General features: G+C 59.4%; 16 protein-coding genes. 9 read left to right on the top strand and 7 right to left on the bottom strand.

All coding sequences use genetic code 11. From position 1 onward, the window contains the following. Positions 1 to 2,388 (bottom strand): coiled-coil domain-containing protein, encoded by a 2,388-nt coding sequence (locus tag H9S92_RS21905; RefSeq protein WP_187468848.1) that lies wholly within the window; start codon positions 2,386 to 2,388, stop codon positions 1 to 3. 180 nt (positions 2,389 to 2,568) lie between these two features. After that, positions 2,569 to 4,575, bottom strand: a complete 2,007-nt coding sequence (locus H9S92_RS21900; protein ID WP_187468847.1) for a TonB-dependent receptor — start codon at positions 4,573 to 4,575, stop codon at positions 2,569 to 2,571. 356 nt (positions 4,576 to 4,931) lie between these two features. Between H9S92_RS21900 and H9S92_RS21895 the strand changes: the two genes are divergently transcribed. The 4 genes from H9S92_RS21895 to H9S92_RS21880 all read left to right on the top strand — a co-directional run bounded on the left by H9S92_RS21895 (position 4,932) and on the right by H9S92_RS21880 (position 8,237). Then, entirely contained in the window at positions 4,932 to 6,428 is a 1,497-nt protein-coding gene (locus tag H9S92_RS21895) for a S8 family peptidase (RefSeq protein ID WP_187468846.1), read from the top strand. Positions 6,429 to 6,514: 86 nt separating this feature from the next. Then, entirely contained in the window at positions 6,515 to 7,291 is a 777-nt protein-coding gene (locus tag H9S92_RS21890; RefSeq protein WP_187468845.1) for an SDR family oxidoreductase, read from the top strand. A gap of 65 nt (positions 7,292 to 7,356) precedes the next feature. Continuing rightward, on the top strand, positions 7,357 to 7,686 hold the full coding sequence (locus H9S92_RS21885) for a cupin domain-containing protein (protein WP_187468844.1): 330 nt from the start codon (positions 7,357 to 7,359) through the stop codon (positions 7,684 to 7,686). 2 nt (positions 7,687 to 7,688) lie between these two features. Then, positions 7,689 to 8,237 (top strand): hypothetical protein, encoded by a 549-nt coding sequence (locus tag H9S92_RS21880; RefSeq protein ID WP_187468843.1) that lies wholly within the window; start codon positions 7,689 to 7,691, stop codon positions 8,235 to 8,237. Positions 8,238 to 8,251: 14 nt separating this feature from the next. Here H9S92_RS21880 and H9S92_RS21875 read toward each other — a convergent pair whose 3' ends face one another. Then, on the bottom strand, positions 8,252 to 8,734 hold the full coding sequence (locus tag H9S92_RS21875; protein ID WP_187468842.1) for a DUF4112 domain-containing protein: 483 nt from the start codon (positions 8,732 to 8,734) through the stop codon (positions 8,252 to 8,254). A 347-nt stretch (positions 8,735 to 9,081) separates the two neighbouring features. Between H9S92_RS21875 and H9S92_RS21870 the strand changes: the two genes are divergently transcribed. Continuing rightward, a complete protein-coding gene (locus H9S92_RS21870; protein ID WP_187468841.1) occupies positions 9,082 to 9,801 on the top strand; it encodes an NUDIX hydrolase in 720 nt (239 codons plus the stop codon). Positions 9,802 to 9,922: 121 nt separating this feature from the next. Here the strand turns inward: H9S92_RS21870 and H9S92_RS21865 are convergent, their stop codons facing one another. Beyond that, on the bottom strand, positions 9,923 to 10,444 hold the full coding sequence (locus H9S92_RS21865; RefSeq protein WP_187468840.1) for a helix-turn-helix domain-containing protein: 522 nt from the start codon (positions 10,442 to 10,444) through the stop codon (positions 9,923 to 9,925). Between the two features lie 211 nt (positions 10,445 to 10,655). On the opposite strand from H9S92_RS21865, the gene H9S92_RS21860 reads away from it, so the two are divergent. The 3 genes from H9S92_RS21860 to H9S92_RS21850 all read left to right on the top strand — a co-directional run bounded on the left by H9S92_RS21860 (position 10,656) and on the right by H9S92_RS21850 (position 13,674). Continuing rightward, positions 10,656 to 11,192 carry an RNA polymerase sigma factor gene (locus H9S92_RS21860; RefSeq protein WP_187468839.1) on the top strand — a complete coding sequence of 179 codons (537 nt, stop codon included), beginning with the start codon at positions 10,656 to 10,658 and terminating at the stop codon, positions 11,190 to 11,192. Between the two features lie 170 nt (positions 11,193 to 11,362). Further along, on the top strand, positions 11,363 to 12,625 hold the full coding sequence (locus H9S92_RS21855) for an NYN domain-containing protein (protein WP_187468838.1): 1,263 nt from the start codon (positions 11,363 to 11,365) through the stop codon (positions 12,623 to 12,625). Between the two features lie 197 nt (positions 12,626 to 12,822). Continuing rightward, on the top strand, positions 12,823 to 13,674 hold the full coding sequence (locus H9S92_RS21850) for a class I SAM-dependent methyltransferase (protein WP_187468837.1): 852 nt from the start codon (positions 12,823 to 12,825) through the stop codon (positions 13,672 to 13,674). On the opposite strand, the gene hscA is transcribed toward H9S92_RS21850, so the two are convergent. Genes hscA through H9S92_RS21835 form a run of 3 tightly spaced genes read right to left on the bottom strand, consistent with a single transcriptional unit; the run spans position 13,671 to position 17,600 of the window. Beyond that, positions 13,671 to 15,584: a Fe-S protein assembly chaperone HscA gene (gene hscA / locus H9S92_RS21845; RefSeq protein WP_187468836.1), complete on the bottom strand. Its 1,914-nt coding sequence runs from the start codon at positions 15,582 to 15,584 to the stop codon at positions 13,671 to 13,673. The two genes, H9S92_RS21850 and hscA, sit on opposite strands and share 4 nt — an antisense overlap. A gap of 58 nt (positions 15,585 to 15,642) precedes the next feature. Continuing rightward, positions 15,643 to 16,080, bottom strand: a complete 438-nt coding sequence (locus H9S92_RS21840; protein ID WP_187468835.1) for a hypothetical protein — start codon at positions 16,078 to 16,080, stop codon at positions 15,643 to 15,645. After that, entirely contained in the window at positions 16,077 to 17,600 is a 1,524-nt protein-coding gene (locus tag H9S92_RS21835; protein ID WP_187468834.1) for a sodium-dependent transporter, read from the bottom strand. The genes H9S92_RS21840 and H9S92_RS21835 overlap by 4 nt, the downstream gene beginning before the upstream one ends. Positions 17,601 to 18,738: 1,138 nt before the next feature. Between H9S92_RS21835 and H9S92_RS21830 the strand changes: the two genes are divergently transcribed. Continuing rightward, the gene (locus tag H9S92_RS21830; RefSeq protein ID WP_187468833.1) at positions 18,739 to 20,190 is read left to right on the top strand and encodes a BamA/TamA family outer membrane protein; all 1,452 of its coding nucleotides are present in this window, start codon (positions 18,739 to 18,741) and stop codon (positions 20,188 to 20,190) included. The last annotated feature ends 3 nt before the right edge of the window (positions 20,191 to 20,193 follow it).

Genomic DNA, 20,193 nt, shown 5'->3' with positions numbered 1-20,193 from the left:
TCAAACGGCACTGTTGTTCGCGTCGGCCGCGCGGGGAATGAAGTGTTTGGTTTCCAGGGCCCGCTCGATATCACAAACGATGGCCGGGTTGATCTCCAGTGTGCCGTCGGGCAGGCGCAGCAGGATGCCCAGGTGAAGAAAGCGTTGCACCTGCGGCTGGAACCTGTCGCGGAAAGCGGGCCCAAACTGCCGGCGGAGGTAAAATTCGTTGGTGCTCCGGTCCAGAAGAATCATCCGCAGCAAGATGCCCGCGTCCTCACTCAGCTCGTCCGGCAGGCCATAACTGGTGTTGGGCTCAAACGTCAGGCCGTACGTTTCGTGGAAGCGAATGGCGTAGGCCCAGTGGCGCAGGGCATCCCCGATCCGGCCCTTGCAAGCCCGGTAAATGGGGCGCAGGAGGCCGGGAAAAGCATCGGGTAGAATGGGCTCGCCTTCGTCCGAGGTCAACTGCATCTGCGTAGCGCCGTGGCGGATGGTGATGGCCTGCTGAATGGCTTCGGCCGGCATCTGGTCCAGAAAAAGCGTCGCCTGAAAGTAGCGGTTCACCTGGTACTGTTGCTCCAGCATGGCGTACAGGCAACTGTTGGCCGCCACTACGAAGAACAGACGGTCTGAATAATAATCCACGGTCTTGAGTAGGTTCAGGATGTTTTCCGCCAGGGCGTGCTCCTCGCTCCACCACCGCCCCAGATCGTCAATCCAAACCATCAGGGGCTGCTGGTGGCTGTTTTTGACCACAAAGTCGAGGGCCTCTTTCAAACTGTGGGTGGGCTCCAGAAAGCGTCCGGCCAACTCCACCCGGGTGGCGGGGGCCAGGGTGACGTAGCGGTTGTTGAAAAATTTGTGCCCGATGAGTTCCCCGAAAAAGGATTTGCCGCTCAGCCGCTTGCCGGAGATCAGGACCGCGCCCCGGTACCCCAGCTGCCAATTGTCGATGATGCGGCGCATGCGCTGCAGCTCTGCGTCGCGGCCCACCAGAAAAGATTCGCCGAGGTAGCCTTGGGTGACGAACATATTGGTATAGTGGGCCGCCGCCGGCTGGAGGCTGCGGTTGCGTACCACCCGTACCACCCGCTCGGAAATGCTCAGCTGCCCCTCCCGGATGCGCTCCTGGCCCAGTTCGGTGATTTTTTGCACCCGCTCCAGCAACCAGTGCTGGATCTGTTGCCAGCCCGAGCGTTGGTAGCGTGCGTATTGCTGGAGGGTTTGCCGGACGTCCAGTTGCAGGAAGTTGTCCCGGTAAGCATTGCTGGCCCGCAATTCCCGCTCAATGGCCGTGGAGACGGAGGCACTCAGGGCCAGCAGTTCCTCCCGCGTTTTTTCCATCCCGCGTTGCAACTGGCCCAGGGCCTGGGGTATTTCCCGCCGGGCCAGGTCACGCCCCTCCTGCCGGTCGAATTCCAGGCGGTTCTCGCTGGTCCGCAGGGCCACCTGAAGTCGATTTTGTAATTGATTGCGGTGGGCAAAAAAGTCCTGTACTTCCGAGATCAACTCCGCTTCCAGCCAGGCCAGCGTGGCCCGGGGCAACGAAAGCTCCCGCCGCAGCAAAAGCCCGGCTTCGGTGCCGACGATCAGCTGCCGCAGTTCGGGCAACGACCCCGTCAGCACTTCAAGCTGCTCCAGAAATTCCGTAGCCGTATTGGGCTCGGGTTCGCGCGCTACGAAGGCGGCCAGCAGCTTTACCAGGGGAGCTACACTGCCCTGGGCCTCATCCGCCGGTAAAGCCGTAAGCCCCGCGTGCAGTTCTTCGGCCATCTCCGCCAAATAGCGTTCGTAGTTGCCGAAGGTGCTGCTGAACAATGCCCGGATGCCCCCAAATTGCTGCCCCACCTGCCGTAAGTCACTTCCCTGCCGCGTAATCGCCGCTACCTGTTCTTCCAGTACGGCGAACTGGGCCAGGTACACCGGCCAGGGGGAAGCCTGGAATTTCCACGCCGCACCCGGGCTTCGCAGTGCCTCGGGATGCCGCAGCGCCCCGTCCAGGGCCTCCGAAAGCTGCTGGGAAGCCGCTTCCACAATTTCCCGGCCCTGGGCTTTGAGCGTGGCGAAAGCCTCAGCGGGCAATTCGGATTCCTCCAGTAGCACCAGCGCTTTTTGCCCTTCGAAATACACGTCCCGCAGTAACAGCAGATAGTGCTTGGCCGAGTCCATCCAGTCGTACAAGACGTACCGCGCCAGCAGGGCATTCGGACCGCCAGTCGTCACTTCCGCCTCCGCTTCCTGGCCAATTTGCGTGAATTGCCGGACACCCGCCCCGAAGGAGCGCGCCAAAGCCGCCAGGTAATCCGCTGGTTCAGGGTGCTGCCAGCCGCTGGAGATTTCTTCGGGAGACACCACCGGTAGCCGATATTCGGACACCGGGACGGCCACTTTTGCGGGTTGGGTCATGGCAAGTAAGTCGGTTGTACCGGGCAAAATAAGCAGTAGCGGACGGTAGTGAGGGATTATTCCCGGATATTTTATCCCGGCACCTGCGAGAAACGCGGGTTGGGTTGAAGTGGGGTACAGCCGGATATCAATGTAGTGGGCGGAGACTTCCACTGCCTGATTTCCGCCCTTGCACCTGCGTCAGCGCCCCGCCAGCCGGACGCCCAGTTGCCAATTGCGGCCCGGCGCGGGCTGGAAGTAGCGCCGGCCAAACTGCGGATTGAGGTCGTCGCCAAAGCTCATCTTTTCGCCCAGCAGGTTGGCGCCCGCCGCAAAGAAGGTCAGGCGCCCCGTCCGGTAGCCCAGGCTGGCGCGGAGGAAGTGGTAGGCAGAAGCCCGCACCTCATTGGCGTCGTCCAGCGGAATGGCGTCGGTGAAGTTGTAGAAGAGGTCCAGGAACCATCCGTTTTTCAGGGCGGTGATGACTTCCAGGTTGACAGTGTGCGGTGCCGCCCCAGGGATGCGCTGCCCGCTGAAGTCGGTCGTGCCCCGCTGAAACTCCCGGTAGGTAAAGTCGTAAAAGGTGTAATTGGCCGCCCCACGGAGGTCAATGCCCTCCTGGGCCTGGCGGAGCAAGTGGTAGCTGAGCGCCAGCTCCAGGCCCTGCTGCCGGGTGCGGCCAGCGTTGCGGAACAGCTGCGTGCCCCGGTCGTCGGTAAAACTCGTGATGGCTTCGCGGAGGGCAAAGTAAAAAGCGCTGGCCTCCGCGCTGAAGCGGCCCGTGGCGTAGCGGTAGCCCAGCTCGTAGTTGGTGCCCAGTTCGGGGTCCAGCGCGAGGTTGAGGCTGCCTTCGTTGGTCCGGAACTCATCTAAGGTCGGGGGGCTGAACCCGTCGGCCCGGCTGGCGTAGACATAGTGCTGGCCGATGGTACGGCCAGCCGCCAGGCGCAGCGCCAACGGGCGTCGGGCGCGGAAGTCGGTCTGGCCCGTCGGACCGCTGGCGGCGAAGGTGCGATCAACGGCGTAGCTCAGGCCGGTATTGCTCAGGCCCAGGTGGAAGTCCCACGCGCCGGGGGTGTAGACGAGCTGGCCGAAGCGGAGGCCCTGGCGGGAGAAAATTTCGTCGGCAAAGTTCAGCTCTCCGGGAGCACCGGCGGGGTTGCTGAAGTTTTGCCCCATCCGGTATTGCAGGCGGTATTCGGTACCGAAGGTGAGGGCGAGATCCTGGTGCAGGTCCCTGCGCAAGGCAAGCCGGAAGCCACCGCCGAGGTTGGCTTCGCGCTTGTAGTCGACGTTGAAGGGGTGGTCGAAGTAAAAGCCGGTGGTGTAGAGGGCCAGCTCGCTGCTCCAGCGGCCCAGCTGGCGGGCGTCGGTGAGGCCCAGCAGCAGGTTGTGGTAGTGGATGGAGGCGTTTTTATCGACGCTGCCGGGCCGGGCCTGCCGGGGGTCATCGGCAAATTGCTCGGGGGTGAGGGCACCGGGAAGTTCGTAGTCGAGCTTCGAGTACAGGGCGTGGAGGTCCGTGCGCTGCCCCGGGCGGGGCGCGCGCAGGGTAGAGGAGGCCTGAACGGTGAAGCGCTCCATCGCGCTGTGCTCGCGGTAGCCGTCGGTGCGCTGGTAGCCGAGGCGCAGTTGGTTTGCGCCGCCGGTAGCGTTGGCCCGGCCGGCCTTTACTTCGGCGCGGAAAAAGCCGTAAGAGCCGGCCGTGATGGTGGCCTCGGGCCGGTGCTCGTCAAGGGCAGACGTCCGCAGCAGCAGCGTGCCGGCGGTGCCCGGCCCGTAGAAACCGCCCGCCGGGCCGCGAATGACCTCCGCACGGTCAATGTTGACGGCATCAAGGAAGTTGAGCGGTACGTCGCCGCCGGGGTCTCCGTAGGGAATCCCGTTCCAGTAGACCTGCGTATTGCGTACGCCGAAGGGGGAGCGGAGGCTGGCCCCGCGGATGGCAATGCGGTAGCTGGCCGTCGCCCGCTCTTCAAAGCGCACGCCCGGCAGGCGGTTCAGGGCACTGAGGAGGGAAGAATTGTCGTAGCGGTCCAGTTCCGCCTCCGTCAGGCTGCTCACCGGGGCGGCCAGCGTACTGGTTAGCGGGATACCGTAAGCGCGCACCGTCGCCAGCGGAGCGATGTACTCCAACAGGGTATCGGCCACTTGGGCGCGCACGCAGGTGCCAGGGAATAACAGAAAAAGCAGGGAGAGGTAACGCATAGAGCAGTAAATGAAGAAAAGACTGTAGGGTTGAGGCGGGGCTGGGCGGGAGGACCAGGGAAGGTCGGGCCTCCTTTCCCCGGCGTCACTACGTAAGCGTGGAAAGTACCTGAGTCGTTCAGCGGAAGGACCCGATTGCTGGAAATTATCCGGTGGAGTCGTACTGGGCTTTTACGTCTTTACCGAGCACCTGCGTCCGCGCCCGCCAGAACCGCCAAAAGACCCTCAAAGGGCATCTTTTCGTGGCGTAAGGTCGTTAGTATCCCGGAATGTCGGTCGAAAATGCCGCGACCCTCATCGAAAATGCCTGGGCCTTTGCGGCCAGCAACCTATCTTAGAACCAAAATTTCCCTGGTATGCTCTATTTGGCCGCCCTCCTTCTTTGTATCTGGTTCTGGCGTCGTAATTTCAAAGACTCCACCCTGTGGATGCTGGCAACCTACGCGGGCGTTGGCCTGCTGTTGTGGCGGGATTACGATTCGGCTTCCACGCTGAACGAGGCCATTCCCCGGATTGTGCGCGACTTTATGCTCATCGGCATGGTCGGTTTGGTACAGAGCCTGGCCGTAGCGCGCCGGGTGCCCATCTGGCTGGCCATCGTCATCATCCTCGGGATTTTTGTGGCCGCCCACTTCCTGCAGGGCATGGCAGGACCCGGTGCGCTGGAGGCGAGCAATGCCCCGGCCCTGCCTGCCGACGCAGAATTTTTGGTAGAGGCTAAGGAAGGCCCGGCCGGCCAGGCCTTCGCCCAGGATGCCGCCCGCCTGGGCTGGACGATCACTCCCGCCTTCCAGCCCCAGGACGCCGCCTCCACCTACCTCGATAACTACTTTGTGGTGGACGTCGCCGACGTCGCCCTGGCCGAAAGCCAGCTGGCGGGCCTGGCCTCGGTAGCCTACTTCGAGCCCAACGAAATCATCGTCGCCGAACCACTCGTCGCCGAACCCGTCGAAGCCAACAAGCAAAACCCGGCCCTGGGCATTAATGACCCGGATACCGACCAGCAGTGGGCCATGGAAGCCCTCAATATGGATGCCTACTACCGCCTGCTGGCCAGCCAGACGCCGCGCAAGAAGGCCCGCATCGCCATCCTCGATACGGGCGTTGACGCGGCCCACGAAGACCTGCGCGCCAACTACTTCTCCGTGGAGAGCAAGTACGACAACGACCCCATGGGCCACGGCACCCACTGCGCCGGCATCGCCGCCGGGGTAACCAACAACGGCATCGGCATCGGTAGCCTGGCCGGTACCGGCCGCGGTGCTTTTGTGGAGGTAACCAGTATCAAAGTCCTGGGCTCGGGCGGTATGGGGACCCAAAAAAGCATCATCGCCGGCATCATTGAGGCGGCCGACGAGGGGGTAGACGTAATCTCGCTTTCCCTGGGTGGCCCCAGCAACCAGAGCCGGCAGCAAGCCTACTCCCAGGCCATCAAGTACGCTACCCGCCACGGGGCCATCGTCATTGCCGCCGCCGGCAACAGCAACCGCGATGCAGCCAACTACTCCCCCGCCAATGCCCAAGGGATTATTGCCGTCGCGGCCATCGACCAACACCTTCTCCGGGCTCCCTTCAGCAATAAGGTCAATAACCTTGCCCAGGGCATCGCCGCTCCCGGGGTAGCCATCTTCAGCACCACTCCCAACAGCAAGTACGCGGCCTACAGCGGCACGAGCATGGCTTGCCCCTTCGTCGCGGGCCTGCTCGGCGTCATGCGCTCCGTTAACCCCGACCTGACCGCCGCCCAGGCCTACCGCATTTTGCAACAAACGGGCAAAGACGGTGCCGAAACAGCTTACACCGGCCGCATCGTCCAGCCCGCCGCCGCTCTGCAAGCCGCGCTGAGTCGTTAGAAGTGTAGCGCAGGGGCAAAAGGAGGTATGAAAAGTGGGCCATCCGCAGGGTAGCGCCTACCTTAGCCGCCATAAATGCAGGGGATATGGACTTAGCACTGAAAGACCGAATCATCGCCGTGGGCGGAGCTACGAGCGGGCTGGGCCTGGCCGTCGCGGAGCGCTTGCTGGCGGAAGGGGCCCAGGTGATTGGTATTGCACGCGGACAAGACAAACTGGATGCCGTGGCCGAGCGGGTCGGCAAAACTTTTACGCCCTACGCTGCGGACCTCACCGACGCCACCGCCGTAAGAAACCTGGCCGATTACCTCAATGGCTTTCCCCTCTACGGCTGTGTTTTCAACGCCGGTGGGCCACCCACCGGCCGCGTCGAAGAACTCCGCATGGAAGACTGGGACCGCGCCTTCGCCAGTACCTTCCGCTGGAAAGTACAACTGACCGCCGCGCTGCTCCCGGGCTTACGCAAGCGCGGGGGTGGACGCCTGTTGTACCTCGAAAGCGTTTCCATCAAGCAACCCATCGATAACCTGGTGCTCAGCAATGCCCTCCGCGCGGGTGTGGCCGGCTACGTCAAAACCCTCAGCCGCGAAGTAGGGGAGGCCGGCATCACCGCCAATATCCTTGCCCCCGGCTACCACGCCACGCCCCGCATCACTACCGTTTTGGAAAAATCGGCCGACATTCAGGGCCTGCCCCTCGCGGAAGTCGAAGCCCAGTTTACCGCTGAGACGGCGACCAAACAGCTTGGAGTACCCGCCGACTTTGCTGCCATCGCCGCCATGTTGCTTTCTCCCGTTGCGGGCTACCTGACTGGCCAGACGATCAGCGTTGACGGCGGCCTCGTGCGCCACATCACGGGCTAAACCACTTACGGACCGTCTTTTCTTCGGGCGCTGTCCCTCGATCTTCCCGACCAAAATTTCAGCTTATGTCCTTTTACCTCAACAAGGTGGCAGACCTTCCCCGGCAGGAAGTTTTTCCCGGCATCGTCGGCCATCTGGTACACACGGACCACGTCAGCATCGGCGACTTCCGCATCGCGGCGGGGACGGAACTTCCACAGCATCACCACCCCCACGAGCAGACCTCTACCGTCCTGGCGGGCCAGTTTCGTTTCGACATTGGCGGAGAAGTAAGGATTTGCGGGCCCGGCGACGTCGCCGTCATCCCCGGCAACGTTTCCCACGGCGGTGTCGCGCTGACCGAATGCCACATCATTGACGTTTTCGCTCCCGTCCGCGAAGATTACCGCCTTTAAGTATGGGGGCCCTGACCTTGCGCTACTGCGGTGTGCCGCCTGCGGACCTGGCTGCGGGTACCTGGACGGCACCGCTCGCCTTGCTGGCCGAGGACCCGCCCTGGGCCGTTGATGGCCTGCTCATTTTTACGCGACCAACGGAGGAGGAATGGGAAGGTATTCGTTCGTTGCGCCGGCACGGGAGGCCCGCCCTTTCCTTCGCCCCAGACTGGCCCGAGGCCGCCCAGCTGACGGACCTTCAGTACCACCCGTTTGAACCCGGACGGGTAGCCGGGTACCTGACTGCCCTGGAAGCCTTACCCCGGACGAACTACCGGCCCATCGATTGCAACTTCTACGATCATTTCGAAGCGGCCATCGTCACCCGCCGCACCGTGTCGCTCAGCTACCGTGGCATTGACGGGGAGGTAAACCACACGGAAACCCGCCTCAGCAATACCAAAACGGTACGCACCGAAGAATACGTGCAATTGGGCAGTGGCACCTGGTTGCGGCTGGACCGGATCGTTAGTGTGGACGGGGTGGCCGCCGGAGTGAGTTGCCGGTTTTAGCCGCCGAGCAGTTATCATCCACCCAGCAGCCAGCTGAACAGGGCGATGACGGCCCAGATGGTGAGGAAAAAGATCAGGAAAATGCCCCCGAGCACCATCAGGATGACGGGCCAGACGCTTCCGGTGTGGCGGCCCTCGTCGTAGTATTCGCGCATGAGCACCGCGTTGCGGTAATTGGCTTTGAAGACCAGGTCGAAGAGATTGCCCAGAATGGGTACGGTGCCAACCAGGGCATCCAGGCCCACGTTGAAAAGCATCCGGGCGGCCAGGCGGGGGCTGGCACCGTGCTTTGCCATCGTAACGATGAGCAGGCCCGACATGGCCAGCGAGGTCAGGTCGCCCGCCCCGGGAATCAGCCCCAGGAGAAAGTCGACACCGAAGCGGATATCGGTTCCCGGGATGCGGAACTTGCTATCGAGCAGTCGGCTGTAGCTGTCTACCCACCGCAGTTGCGGCACTTCGCGTTGTTGTTCGGTCAGGATGGGGCGGTTGTCCATAGGTAGCAGCTTGGCACGTGGAGGGTGAAAAGGGAAAATCCCGGCACTGGGGTTATTGCTGCGCAAGGTAAGCACTGTGCTCGTACCGTGGGCTGACTGGCGAGGGCGCGGCCGCAGGTGCAGGGAACGTTGGCCCCCCAACCCCAAATGGGGAGCGAAGTCGGGTCTTAGTCCCTCTTCGTGTTCTTAGTGGTTCAAAAATCCTGCGCAGCAGGCACTGGCCATTGCTGCTTCAGGAAATTTACTGGCGCAGGTTCTGCAATACGCGCTGGTAACAGCCTCCTTTCTAAAATCCACCGTGCTCTTAACTTGCATACTATCTTTGCCCACCTCCTACCTTCCCTTCCGTGCTGCCAGACAAGCGTTACTTCGATTCCTTTTTCAAGTCTGCCTTTACCGTGGACAACGTGATTTTTGGCTTCGACGAAGGCAAACTCAAAATCCTCCTCATTCGTCGCAACGAAGAGCCCTACGCCGATTACTGGGCACTCCCCGGCTACTTCGTGCAGCAGTACGAAGACCTCGATGCGGCGGCGGAGCGGGTACTGCGGGAAATGACGGGCATGGAGAATGTCTACCTCGAACAGCTGCATACCTTCGGGACGCCCTACCGCCACGCCTTTGGCCGGGTCATTACCGTAGCTTACTACAGCCTGGTCAAAATTGCCGACTTCCGCCCCCGCGCCGCCGGGGTGGCCCAGGACATCACCTGGCACCTCATCGATGAACTTGGCGTGCTGGCTTTTGACCACCTGGAGATCGTGCAGGTAGCCCTGGAACACCTTAAGAAGAGTATCCGTACCCGGCCCATCGGCTTCGAGTTGCTCCCCCCGGCGTTCACCCTGACGGAACTCCAGCACCTCTATGAATCCGTCTGGGGCACGGAACTGGAAAAGCGCAACTTCCGCAAGAAAATCCTGAGCATGGACCTCCTGCGCGACGTAGGTAAAGTCCAGAAAGGCGTCGCCCACCGGCCAGCCAAACTCTACCGTTTCGATGAGCAGCGCTACCGCGAACTGGAGAAAGAGGGCTTCAACTTTGAGGTCAGGGACGGAGGGAAGAAATAAGCCCTGCGGAACCGAATGGGGCAGAAAGGCAAGGGTGCTGGTGGTAAGGTGCGCTACCTGAAAGATCGGAAAACGAAGGCTTCCTCCTGCCAATAGGGCAGTAAACGTGCCGTAATGGCCGTTACTCGCATGGGCAAGCCACTTCCCCGAGCAACTGCCAGTGCTCCGCAAGCAATTGCTGGGTTACTTCGTAGAGTTGCTGGTACTGGGCGGCCAGGAGTTCGGCTTCTTTGCAGGGGTTGACCAGCTTTTCCCGCTTGTAGGTGAACAGCTTTTGGGAGGAAAGTACCAGTTCTTCCAGTTCCCGGGCCCGTACCCGAAACTGCTCAACGCGTGCCTGTTCGGCAAAGCTGCTGCTTTCGTGGTCCAGTTCCGCCAGGGCGAGTTCTTCGGGTATAGAAAGGTCCCGCCGGGTCAAATCCCGCGGGTTTACCCCGAATAAGTTGCTGAACCTGAGGAGTTTACAAATACTTGGCTCGGCGGTTCCACTTTCGTAGCTGGCGATGTTGCCCCGGTTGAGGTACACCTTTTCCGCTAACTCTGCCTGCGACCATCCCGCACGGTTACGGAGGATTTTCAGGTTAGAGGAGATGAAGTTAGGCAATGTGGGCCTGGGGAGTTCAGGGGCTTCCTTGGTTTTCATGGCGATCAGGGAGAAAGTCTACACATTTACAATGCGTTGACAAAAATGGTTGACTTTGTAAAGTTTTTTTACCGCTTGGCGTCGTTTAAGGACACAAGTGGTACGAATTTTGCGAACAATGGTGTACCACTGGCCCTTTTACTTGCATTGATTCTAAACTGGGCTTATTTTTGTAAAATAAATTTACAGGCCCCTCTAAAAAATTATCCAAATGAAAGCAACGAAAAAACAACAAAAAGAGATCCAGGATCTGCTGAGTACCATTACGAACAGTTTGCGTGCTTTCAGTCTCAAGCTTACCGGCAACCTCAATGACGCGGAAGATCTCTACCAGGATACTGCCCTACGCATCATGACCAACGCCGAGAAGTACAACCCGGGCACCAACTTCAAGGCCTGGGCAGTGACGATCATGCGCAATATCTTCATCAACAACTACCGCAAAAAGGTGCGCCGTAACCTGATCATCGACCAGACGCCGAACAACTACTACATCAATAGTGGCAACAAGACGGTGCTCAACGATGGGGAAAACGATGTCACCTTCAGCGAGCTGCAGGAACTGGTCGATCGCCTTCAGGATGACTTCCGCGTTCCCTTCCTGATGGCCTACCAGGGCTACAAGTACGACGAGATCGCTGAACAGCTCGGCAGCCCGCTCGGCACCATCAAGTCCCGCATCTTCTTTGCGCGCAAGAAGCTCCAGAAAATGTACGAGGAGGCGATGCGCGAAAAGGTAGTGGCCTAATTTTAGCCTTCAAAGTGCCCGTTTTACGGGATAAAAAATCTCCCGGCAATAAAACCGGGAGATTTTTTTGTCCGGTCGGCGGCCTTTTCTATATTTGCCCGATAATAGTTTGTTGGAACTTACAAGACTTTTTACGCCTGGAGCCCTATGGATTGAACTCACACTAGCAAATGGACCTTCGAATTGCGATCCTTTGGGATTTTGAACCCCTCCACGACGCCGTTATGGCGCTGGAATACGGGAAATACTGGTACCGAAACATGGGAGAAGGCGATCAGCCGGAAGTCGTGGACGTTCGGGGATTACTGGAACACGCCACCACTAAAGGAACGGTCGTGAGCAACCTCGCGTTTGCCAACTGGCAATGGATGCGGAGTTACGCGCCTACCTTCCGCCAACACGGCATCCGCCTGGTACAGCTTTTCCCCGAGGGGCGAACGAACCAGAACCGGGCCGTGATGGAAATGGAAGGGGAGATCAAAACTCTGGCGAGCCGGGACGACATTGATGCTGTCCTGGTCATCGGGGGAGACGCACGTTACCCCAGCCTGGAGCAACTCGCTGCCGCAGCGGGAAAAAAACTCCTGGGCATCGGTACCCGCTCTTTACAGGAAGATCCTGAAAAGGAAAAGGCTCATCACGACTTTGCCTACTACGACGCCGTCGGACGCCCCCTCCAGGGAAGCTTTGCCACCTTCAAGTCCGTCGAGGAAAGCCACTCGGTCCTCATCCAGACTATGCTTACCCTGACCAGCCAGTACGGCGAAGAATGGATCCAGCAAGTCCGGATCAAGCCCGCAATGGCCAAAATCGACTCCACCTTCCAGGAAAAAGACTACGGCTACCCCACTTTCGGGACTTACCTTTCCGACCAGACGACGGTACTCGAAAGAAGGCACTTCCGCGACGAGCAAGAGCCCGAATACCGCCTGCGTCCCGACCTGGAACTCACCGACCAGCAGGCCAAAAATCTTCAACGGGCTACCAACGACAACGACCTGAGCCCCTACTATCTCCGGATCGCCGCCCAGCAAGGCGTGCGGATGCCCCGGCCGGATATGATGTGGATCGGGATCGATATCTACGCGTCCTTTCTCGAAGACGGCAACAGCTTCGCCAGCTTTGCGGAGTTGGACGACGAGTGCCTGGAGCAACTCGTCAAGGACATCCCCTCGGCTACCCTCACGGATGCGAAGAAAATCCGCCAGGTCCTCTTCAAGTGCTACATCTTCCGCCCCAGCGAGGATGGCTCCATCGGCTTCCACGAAGGGGTACAGACCCTGGAAGATATTGAAAACCGCTACTTCAACCTCATGCTCGCCCGCATCGGCAACAACATCCGCGAACCCCTCGATTTCTACGCCCTGAGCCGGGCCCTGACCGACAGCGAGGACTCTGCGGACCGCTTGAGCAGACTGTACAAAGAGTTGTAGGCAGCAAAGAAGAAGGGCCTGGGTGATTTTGGTGCCCCAGCCCCTCCTTGGTGCTTAGTTGCTACTTTTGCGCTTCGGGCAAGACCGGCCAGCGTACCAGCGGTGGTCGCTGCACCGCAGTACCATAGTTGAACCACCCAGGGAATGCGAAAAACCGCAGTGCCGGGGTGGTTCAGCTATAAAATACCACCAGCTCCATGCTCAAGCGCATTTATCGCTTTCTTCATCCCCGCTTTCAGACCTTGTTCCTGGAGTATCCCGTAGCCTTCCAGCCCCGCTATGGCCACGGGGCGGGTCCGGCGCTGGCCGGTGTTTTGGCGATCATTGAACGGGGGCGGGAACGCTACCGCAACGAAATCCAGGAACTGACCCGGTACGCCCCCCAACTGGCGGCCATCAAAAAGTCGGACGCCCTCCACAACGCGACGGAGCCGATTTACAACAACGGTTTCCTGCCCGGTCTCGATATGGCCGCCATCTACGGCATCCTGGCCAGGTACCGCCCGGCCCGCTACGTCGAAATCGGCTCCGGGAATTCCACCAAAGTGGCCCACCTGGCCCGGCAGCAAGAGCAAATCGACTGCGAAATCATCTCCATCGACCCTGCTCCGCGCGCGGAAATCGACCAGCTGGCCGACCGCGTTTTGCGCGTACCCTTCGAGCGCTGCGACCTGGATTTGGCGACGTTTTTGCAGCCCGGCGACGTCCTTTTTGTGGACAATTCTCACCGGATGCTGCCCAACTCCGATGTCACCGTCTTTTTTCTGGAGGTCTTGCCCCGCCTGCGGCCCGGAGTGATCGTGCACATCCACGATATTTTCCTCCCTTACGACTACGACCATGAACTGTGCCAGCGCTTTTACTCCGAGCAGTACGCCCTGGCAATTTACCTGCTGGCGGGTCCGGAGAAACTGGACATCCTGCTGCCCAATTACTTCATCTCCGAAGACCCCGAATTGGCGGCCCTGACGCAGCCGTTGTGGGAGAGCCCCCAGCTGGCGGGCGTCGAGCAGCACGGCACCTCTTTCTGGTTCCGCGTGGCGGGTTAGTGGCCCGCACCTTGCCCCTGGCTGCGGTCGGAGAGGTGCTCATTGGCCAGAGCGGCGGCGACGTTGCGGTCCAGGGCTTCGTGGGCCAGTGGCGCGGTGAAGGTATTGAGGGCTTCGAGGCAGGCGTTGATGTGGTCCTTATCGTCCGTCGCCACGGCACCATCGAGGGCCGTGATGTGCTCGTTGATGGCCGCGACTTGCTCTTCGGAGAGCCAGCTGGCATTTTGCCGGATGAATTTGCGGGCACTGAGTAAGACGTTGTTGGCCTCGTTGCGGGCCTCCACCAGGGCGCGGGTGCGGACATCGCCTTCGGCATTGCTCAGGCTATCGAGCAGCATCTCGGCCATCTCCTCTTCGGTGATGCCGTACTGGCTTTTGATGGTTACGCTCTGGCTCTGCCCGCTGCGGTGTTCCATGGCTTTGACGCGCAAAATGCCATCGGCGTCCAGGTAAAACTGAATTTCGATCTGGGGGATGCCGGCGGGCATGGGCGGGATGTTGCCGAGGACGAATTCGCCGAGTTTGCGGTTGTGGGCCACCAGATCGCGTTCGCCTTGGTAGACGGCGACTTTCAGGTTTTTCTGGCCGTCCACGCTGGTGGTGTACTTGCGGCCGACGCGGGTCGGCACCTTACTGTTGCGGGCGATGATGGGGTCCATCAGGCCGCCCACCGTTTCGATGCCCAGCGAAAGGGGGGTGATGTCGAGCAGCAGCACGTCTTGTTGGTTGCCGGCCAAGACGTCGGCCTGGATGGCGGCACCGAGGGCGACCACCTGGTCGGGGTCAAGATCGTCGTTCACCGTTTTGCCGAAAAAGTCGCTCACGGCCTTTTTTACCAGGGGCACGCGGGTGGATCCGCCAACCATTATAACGTGGTCGATGGCGTCGATGCTGAGCCCGGCGTCGTTCAGGGCGCGTTCGCAGGATGCAAGGGTGCGTTGGACGAGCGGGGTGAAGACGATGTCGGCCTCGTCGCGCTCGAGGTGAAGGGTTTGCCCTTGGAAGGTGGTGGTGAAGGCGTCCTGGTAAGACAGGCGCTTCTTCGCCTGCTCGGCCAACAATCTCAGCATCCCGCGTTCAGCGCCCGAATCCATCGGCAAACTGTACTTGCCGGCCCAGTGGTCGATGATGGCCTGGTCGAAATCGTCGCCGCCCAAAAAGGTGTCGCCGTTGGTGGCCAGGACTTCAAAAATGCCCTGTTCGATGCGGAGGATGGACACGTCGAAGGTGCCGCCACCGAGGTCATAGACCGCGATGGTGCGGCCCTCGTCTTCGTCTTTAAGGCCAATGCCGTAGGCGAGGCTGCTGGCGGTGGGCTCGTTGACGATGCGCAGCACGTCGAGGCCGGCGAGTTTTCCGGCGTCGCGGGTGGCCTGACGCTGGGCGTCGTTGAAGTAGGCCGGCACCGTGATGACGGCGCGGCTGACCGACTGCCCGAGTTCGCGTTCGATGCGGGCTTTGAGGCTTTTGAGGATTTGGGCCGAGAGTTCAATGGGGCTGTAGTAGCGGTCCTGGCCGCTGGACGAGGGGACGGCAATTTTTACCAGCCGGTCTTCGTCTTCGTCGATGATGCGGTAGCCGAAGCGGTTTTGGACCGTTTTAAGGTCGCCGTAGCTTTTTCCCAGCAGCCGTTTGACGGAGTAGATGGTGCGTTCGGGGTGGGTGGTGAGGAAGGGTTTGGCGGCCTCTCCGACCAATACGCTGCCGTCTTCGGCGAAGTGGACGATGCTGGGAACGAGGACGCTTTTACCTTCGGCATCGGCCACGGCTATGGCTTTTCCGTCGCGCACGTGAGCCACGAGGCTGTTGGTGGTTCCCAGGTCGATGCCCACGATGACTTCACCGCGGGAGCTTACCACTTCGTCTTCTACCACCTTGCCAGCCTGTAAGTCAATGCTGAATTTTGCCATGTCCTTCTCTTTGGTCAGGCAACGCTTTTAGCGGGTATTAGTTGCTCCGGCGACGGCTTTATCGCCCGGCCGAAAGGGGATCTTCGCGGAACAAAGTCTTAAAAGCGAAGCCCGCTCCGCCGAACAAAATGAGCCCTGCCAGGATCATTACCGCCAGCCCCGAACCGGAGAGCCCATCGAAGCGAACGGAAACGTTGTGGCTGACTTTAAGGGGAATTTCCCCCGTGCGGTCCAGGTAGGCCAGTTGGGCGAGGCCGGCGCTGCTGGGGGTCCATTCTGCGAAGGTGGAGGGAGCAGGCAGGACCACCGTTTCGGTACGGACCAGCGCGGAATTGGGCCGGTAAGTAACTAACAGCGTATCTACGGGCACGGAAAAAGTGACGCGCACGGGTTGCCCGGCTACGGGGCTGGGGTCGGCCAGCGAGATGTTGGCTGCGAGGCCCGGGGCCCCGAGCAGAATGGTTAGTGCGCAAAGGATATTCGGGAGCAGTCTCATGCTTCGTACGGTTTTTTGGTAAGGTAGTAGGCAAAGCCCAGGCTGACGACCAGCCAGAAGACGGGAATGAACAGGGGCAGCCAGTTGAAGCCCACCATATCGACACCGGAGCCATACAGGGCCGAGCGCTCTTCCCAGAGGCTGGAGAGAATGACGGTAGCCAGCAGGGTAGGGATGACGTACTTGATGAGCACGTTGAACCACCGGCCGAGGGGGTAGCGGGCGTACTGATTGAGGGCCAGGCGGAGTTTATCCGCCCCCAGGATCCAACCAATGGCCAGGCATTCGACGAGCCCAACGATGAGCAAGCTGTAGCTGAACACCCAGTGGTCGGTAATATCGAGAATGCTGAGCCCCAGGGTGCCGTTGCCATTCAGTCCCTGGTCCACGATGATGGGAAGGGTACAGAGGACCGACCCGATCATGCAGGGGACGGCGATGATGGTGAGGGCCTTGCGGCGGCTTATTTTGAGCTTGTCGATCAGGGCGGCGGCGGGCCCTTCGATCAGGGAAATGGAGGAGGTAAGCCCGGCAATCACGATGAGAAAAAAGAAGAGGAAGCCAAACAGGCGGGTGATCCAGGGGATGGTGGAGAGTTCGTTGATGCCCTGGGGAATGACGAAAAAGGAAAGGGAGAGGGTAGAACCCGCGGGGTTGAGGGCGTAGACGAAGAGGAGAGAAAAGATGGCCAATCCGGCGATGAACTCAAAACCGCAATTCAGGAAGGATACGAGCAGGGAGTTGTTGACCTGGTCGGCATCCTTGGGCAGGTAGGAGGCGTAGGCCGTCATCGTGCCCAGGCCGAGGGAAAGGGAAAAGAACATCTGGCTGAAGGCCCCGCGCCAGACGTTGGCGTCGGCGATGCCTTCCAAATCAGGCGTGAAGAGGTACATCGCTCCGTCAAAGCCCCCGTCGAGGGTGAGTCCACGAACGACCAGGCCGATCATGAACAACCACATTAAGGGAACAAAAATGCGGACGGCCCTTTCGATGGTGGCAGTGCCGTTGCGCAGGATCAGCAGGTTGAGGCCCCAGATGACGAAGATGAAAACCACCGGCCACCAGGTAGCCAGCAGGCTGAAGAAGTAAACCATGGCACTGGCGCTTTCGGTAGGGTTAGCAAAGGGCGCGAAGGGTGCGGTGATGCCGGGTTCGAAGAGGCTGCCGAAGGCCCCGACCATCATTCCGAAGGCCCAGCCGAGGATGGCGACGTAGTAGGCGGTGATGAACATGGCGCTGGCGATGCTCCACCAGCCGACAAACTCGGCGCGTTTGCCCGCCAGTTGCCGCAGCGCGAGGGGAAAGGATTTTCCGGTGAGCGTCCCCATCCCAAACTCCATCATCATGATGGGGAGGCCTAGGACGAAGAGCGCCACGAAGTAGGGCAGGTAAAAAGCTCCGCCCCCGTATTGGTACGCATTAGAGCTAAAAAAGACGATGTTGCCCAGGCCAATGGCCGAGCCGCTGGCGGCCAGGATAAAGCCTAATTTGCTGTTCCAGTTTCCTCTTTTGGTTGACACGGGTATGAATTTTTCCGGGCAAGTTAAGGTATTTGAGAGGAAAGGGGTGGAGGAGAGCGGCTGTTTCGGCTGATTTCACTGGCCGGAGCAGCGACTGTACGGGTGTCATCTTCTGCATTAAAAGCGATAAAATGCGGGCGAAGCCCAATTAGTTATCAATGTGGACACCTTGCTTATCCAATCCACACAAAATGGCAGAGCGCCCAAAAATTTAAGTTTGACAGACCACTAGACATCCCTCCGCATTTTTCATTTGACCGTTCGGGGGAAGGTGAAGTTTCACCCGGATGGATTACCTGGTTTGCGCAACCCGCCCGGCGGAGCAGCCTCAGTTGGGGTAGCGGAATTCCCCTAATGGGTGCAGGCCAGATTAAAACCAGCCTGGGCCATTCTTCGTGACGCTAATCCCTGGGGCCAAAGCGCCACCAAAAGCCGGCTACGCTATTGTTTCATTCGTTATCTCAGCGCTCCGACCACCAGGGAAAAATCATTTTCAAGCACTTTTTCTGCGATTCCCGGGTTGCTTTTTTTTGCTCGTTACCGTTTATCAGGTTGAGCAGTTGGGTGTTCATTTCAGGCTGATTTTTTCACATTGCTAAAACATTCTCGTGCCCTGGTGGAAATGGCGGGGCTTATTTTAGCGTATGCCCTCTTTTTTGTGAGCTGAAAATCAAGGTCTTGTAATTTTTGAGGTATAAAAATGAATAATTTTGTGGGACTGCACAATCCGATTTTTGCATCAGCGGCGGTATGTATATGGGTGTCAGGAATAAAAAGTGGTCGTTTCCTGAACCCCGATAATGCCCCAATCAGCGCCTGGGAATTCCAGTTTAAAGGTCACCGTGGGGCCGTTGGCTTTTTTTTGCGTGGTGGCTGGTGGTAGGTAGTCATTCATAATCGGGAAAGATGCACTGCCGGGCGCTGCATCCGGTGTGGGTAAGTGCGGGTGCGCCGCCGGAAGAAGGCTGGGGAGGTTGGTGCGGGAGGCCCTGCTGCTTGCCCGATGACCTGGGGAGGGGCTATGAATTGGTGCCGGCTAGGCGCTGAGTTAGCTTCCTGAAATCATGTTTGGTCGGAAAGGCGCAATGAAACGGTGCCCTGGGCACCTACAATCCACCGGAAATTCCGTTATTGGGCGATGATGCGCATTGCTTTCCTGCTGGTCTTGCTCTTTTGCCTCCCTGCCCTGGGGAGGAGCGCCGATGTTGGCGCGGCCGTCCAGCACCCGGTGGGACTGGCGTTTGCCCCACCCGACACCGTTTTGGTGGCCGACATTATCCTGCTCGGGCACAAGCGCACCCGCAGCAGTGTCATCTTCCGCGAGATGACTTTTGGGAAGGGAGCCCGTATTCCCACCGGCCAGCTGGAAGAAGAAATGGCCGCTACCTATAGCGCTTTGATGAATACCGGCCTTTTTGCCAGCCTCGAGATTTCCTACGCCGATACGCTTTTGGGGCCAGGCCGCCTCACCGTTACCCTCAATATCCGGGAGACCTGGTACCTCTATCCCGTACCAGTGTTTTCCCTGGCCGACCGTAATTTTAATTTCTGGTGGCGCGACCAAAACCGTTCCCTCGACCGGGTGAACGTGGGGGCAAAACTCACGTACTACAATTTTAGCGGCCGGCGCGACCGCTTAAAACTGGGCTACACCACGGGTTACACCGAGCAATACGAAGCGGCCTATCGCCTGCCTTATCTGAACAGGCAGGGCAACCTGGGGGTAGAGTTCCGCTTTAATTTCCTCCGCCGGCGGGAACAGAATTACGCCACCGCCGATAACCAGCAACTTTTTTACCGCGACCCCGATAACTTTGTTTATCGCCGTACTGATCTCGATTTATCTTTTACCTACCGGCGCAAGCTTTACGTTTCTCACCGTTTACAAATGGGCTACCGGGATTCAGGAATTGCGGATACCATCGCCCGCGTACTGAATCCGGCCTTCTTCGGCAACGGCAGCGGCAGCCTGGAGTTCTTCCGCCTGGAATACCGTTACATCAATGACCGGCGCGACGTGCGCAATTACCCCTGGAAAGGCTATTATCTCGAAACCTCTCTGGTAAAAGAAGGCCTGGGGATAACGGGCGAACGGAGTGGCCTGACGGGTGGCGTCAACTTCAGCAAATTCTGGCCATTAAGCGAAAAACTCGCCCTCAACGCCGGACTGGCCACGAAGTACAGTTTCATCCGCAGCCAGCAACCTTTTCTGGAAAACCGGGCCATCGGGTTTGAAAACAACAGTTTGGTGGGGTACCAGTTTTACGTTGTCGATGGATTGGATATGGCCATCTGGCGTGTCGGTCTTCGCCGGCAATTGCTAAAGGGGAAAACAGACCTTGGCAAACTGGTCTTCATCGATGCTTTCCGCTACATCCCCTACCGGATATTGTTTGCCTTACAGCTCAACCAGGGTTATGCCAACGCTCCCTTCATTGAGGCCAGTAATCAACTGAACAACCGTTTGCTGACGGGCGGATCCGTCGGACTCGATCTGGTGTTGTTTTACGACATGGTGGGCAGCATCCAGTACAACCGGAATCACCTGGGCGAAGATGGCATTTTCTTAGCTTTGAACCTGAATTTCTAGTCC

It is taken from the genome of Neolewinella lacunae (assembly GCF_014349155.1).
Lineage (GTDB): Bacteria > Bacteroidota > Bacteroidia > Chitinophagales > Saprospiraceae > Neolewinella > Neolewinella lacunae.
Note: the sequence above shows the minus strand (reverse complement) of the source record. Positions and strands in the feature narration are given on the sequence as shown.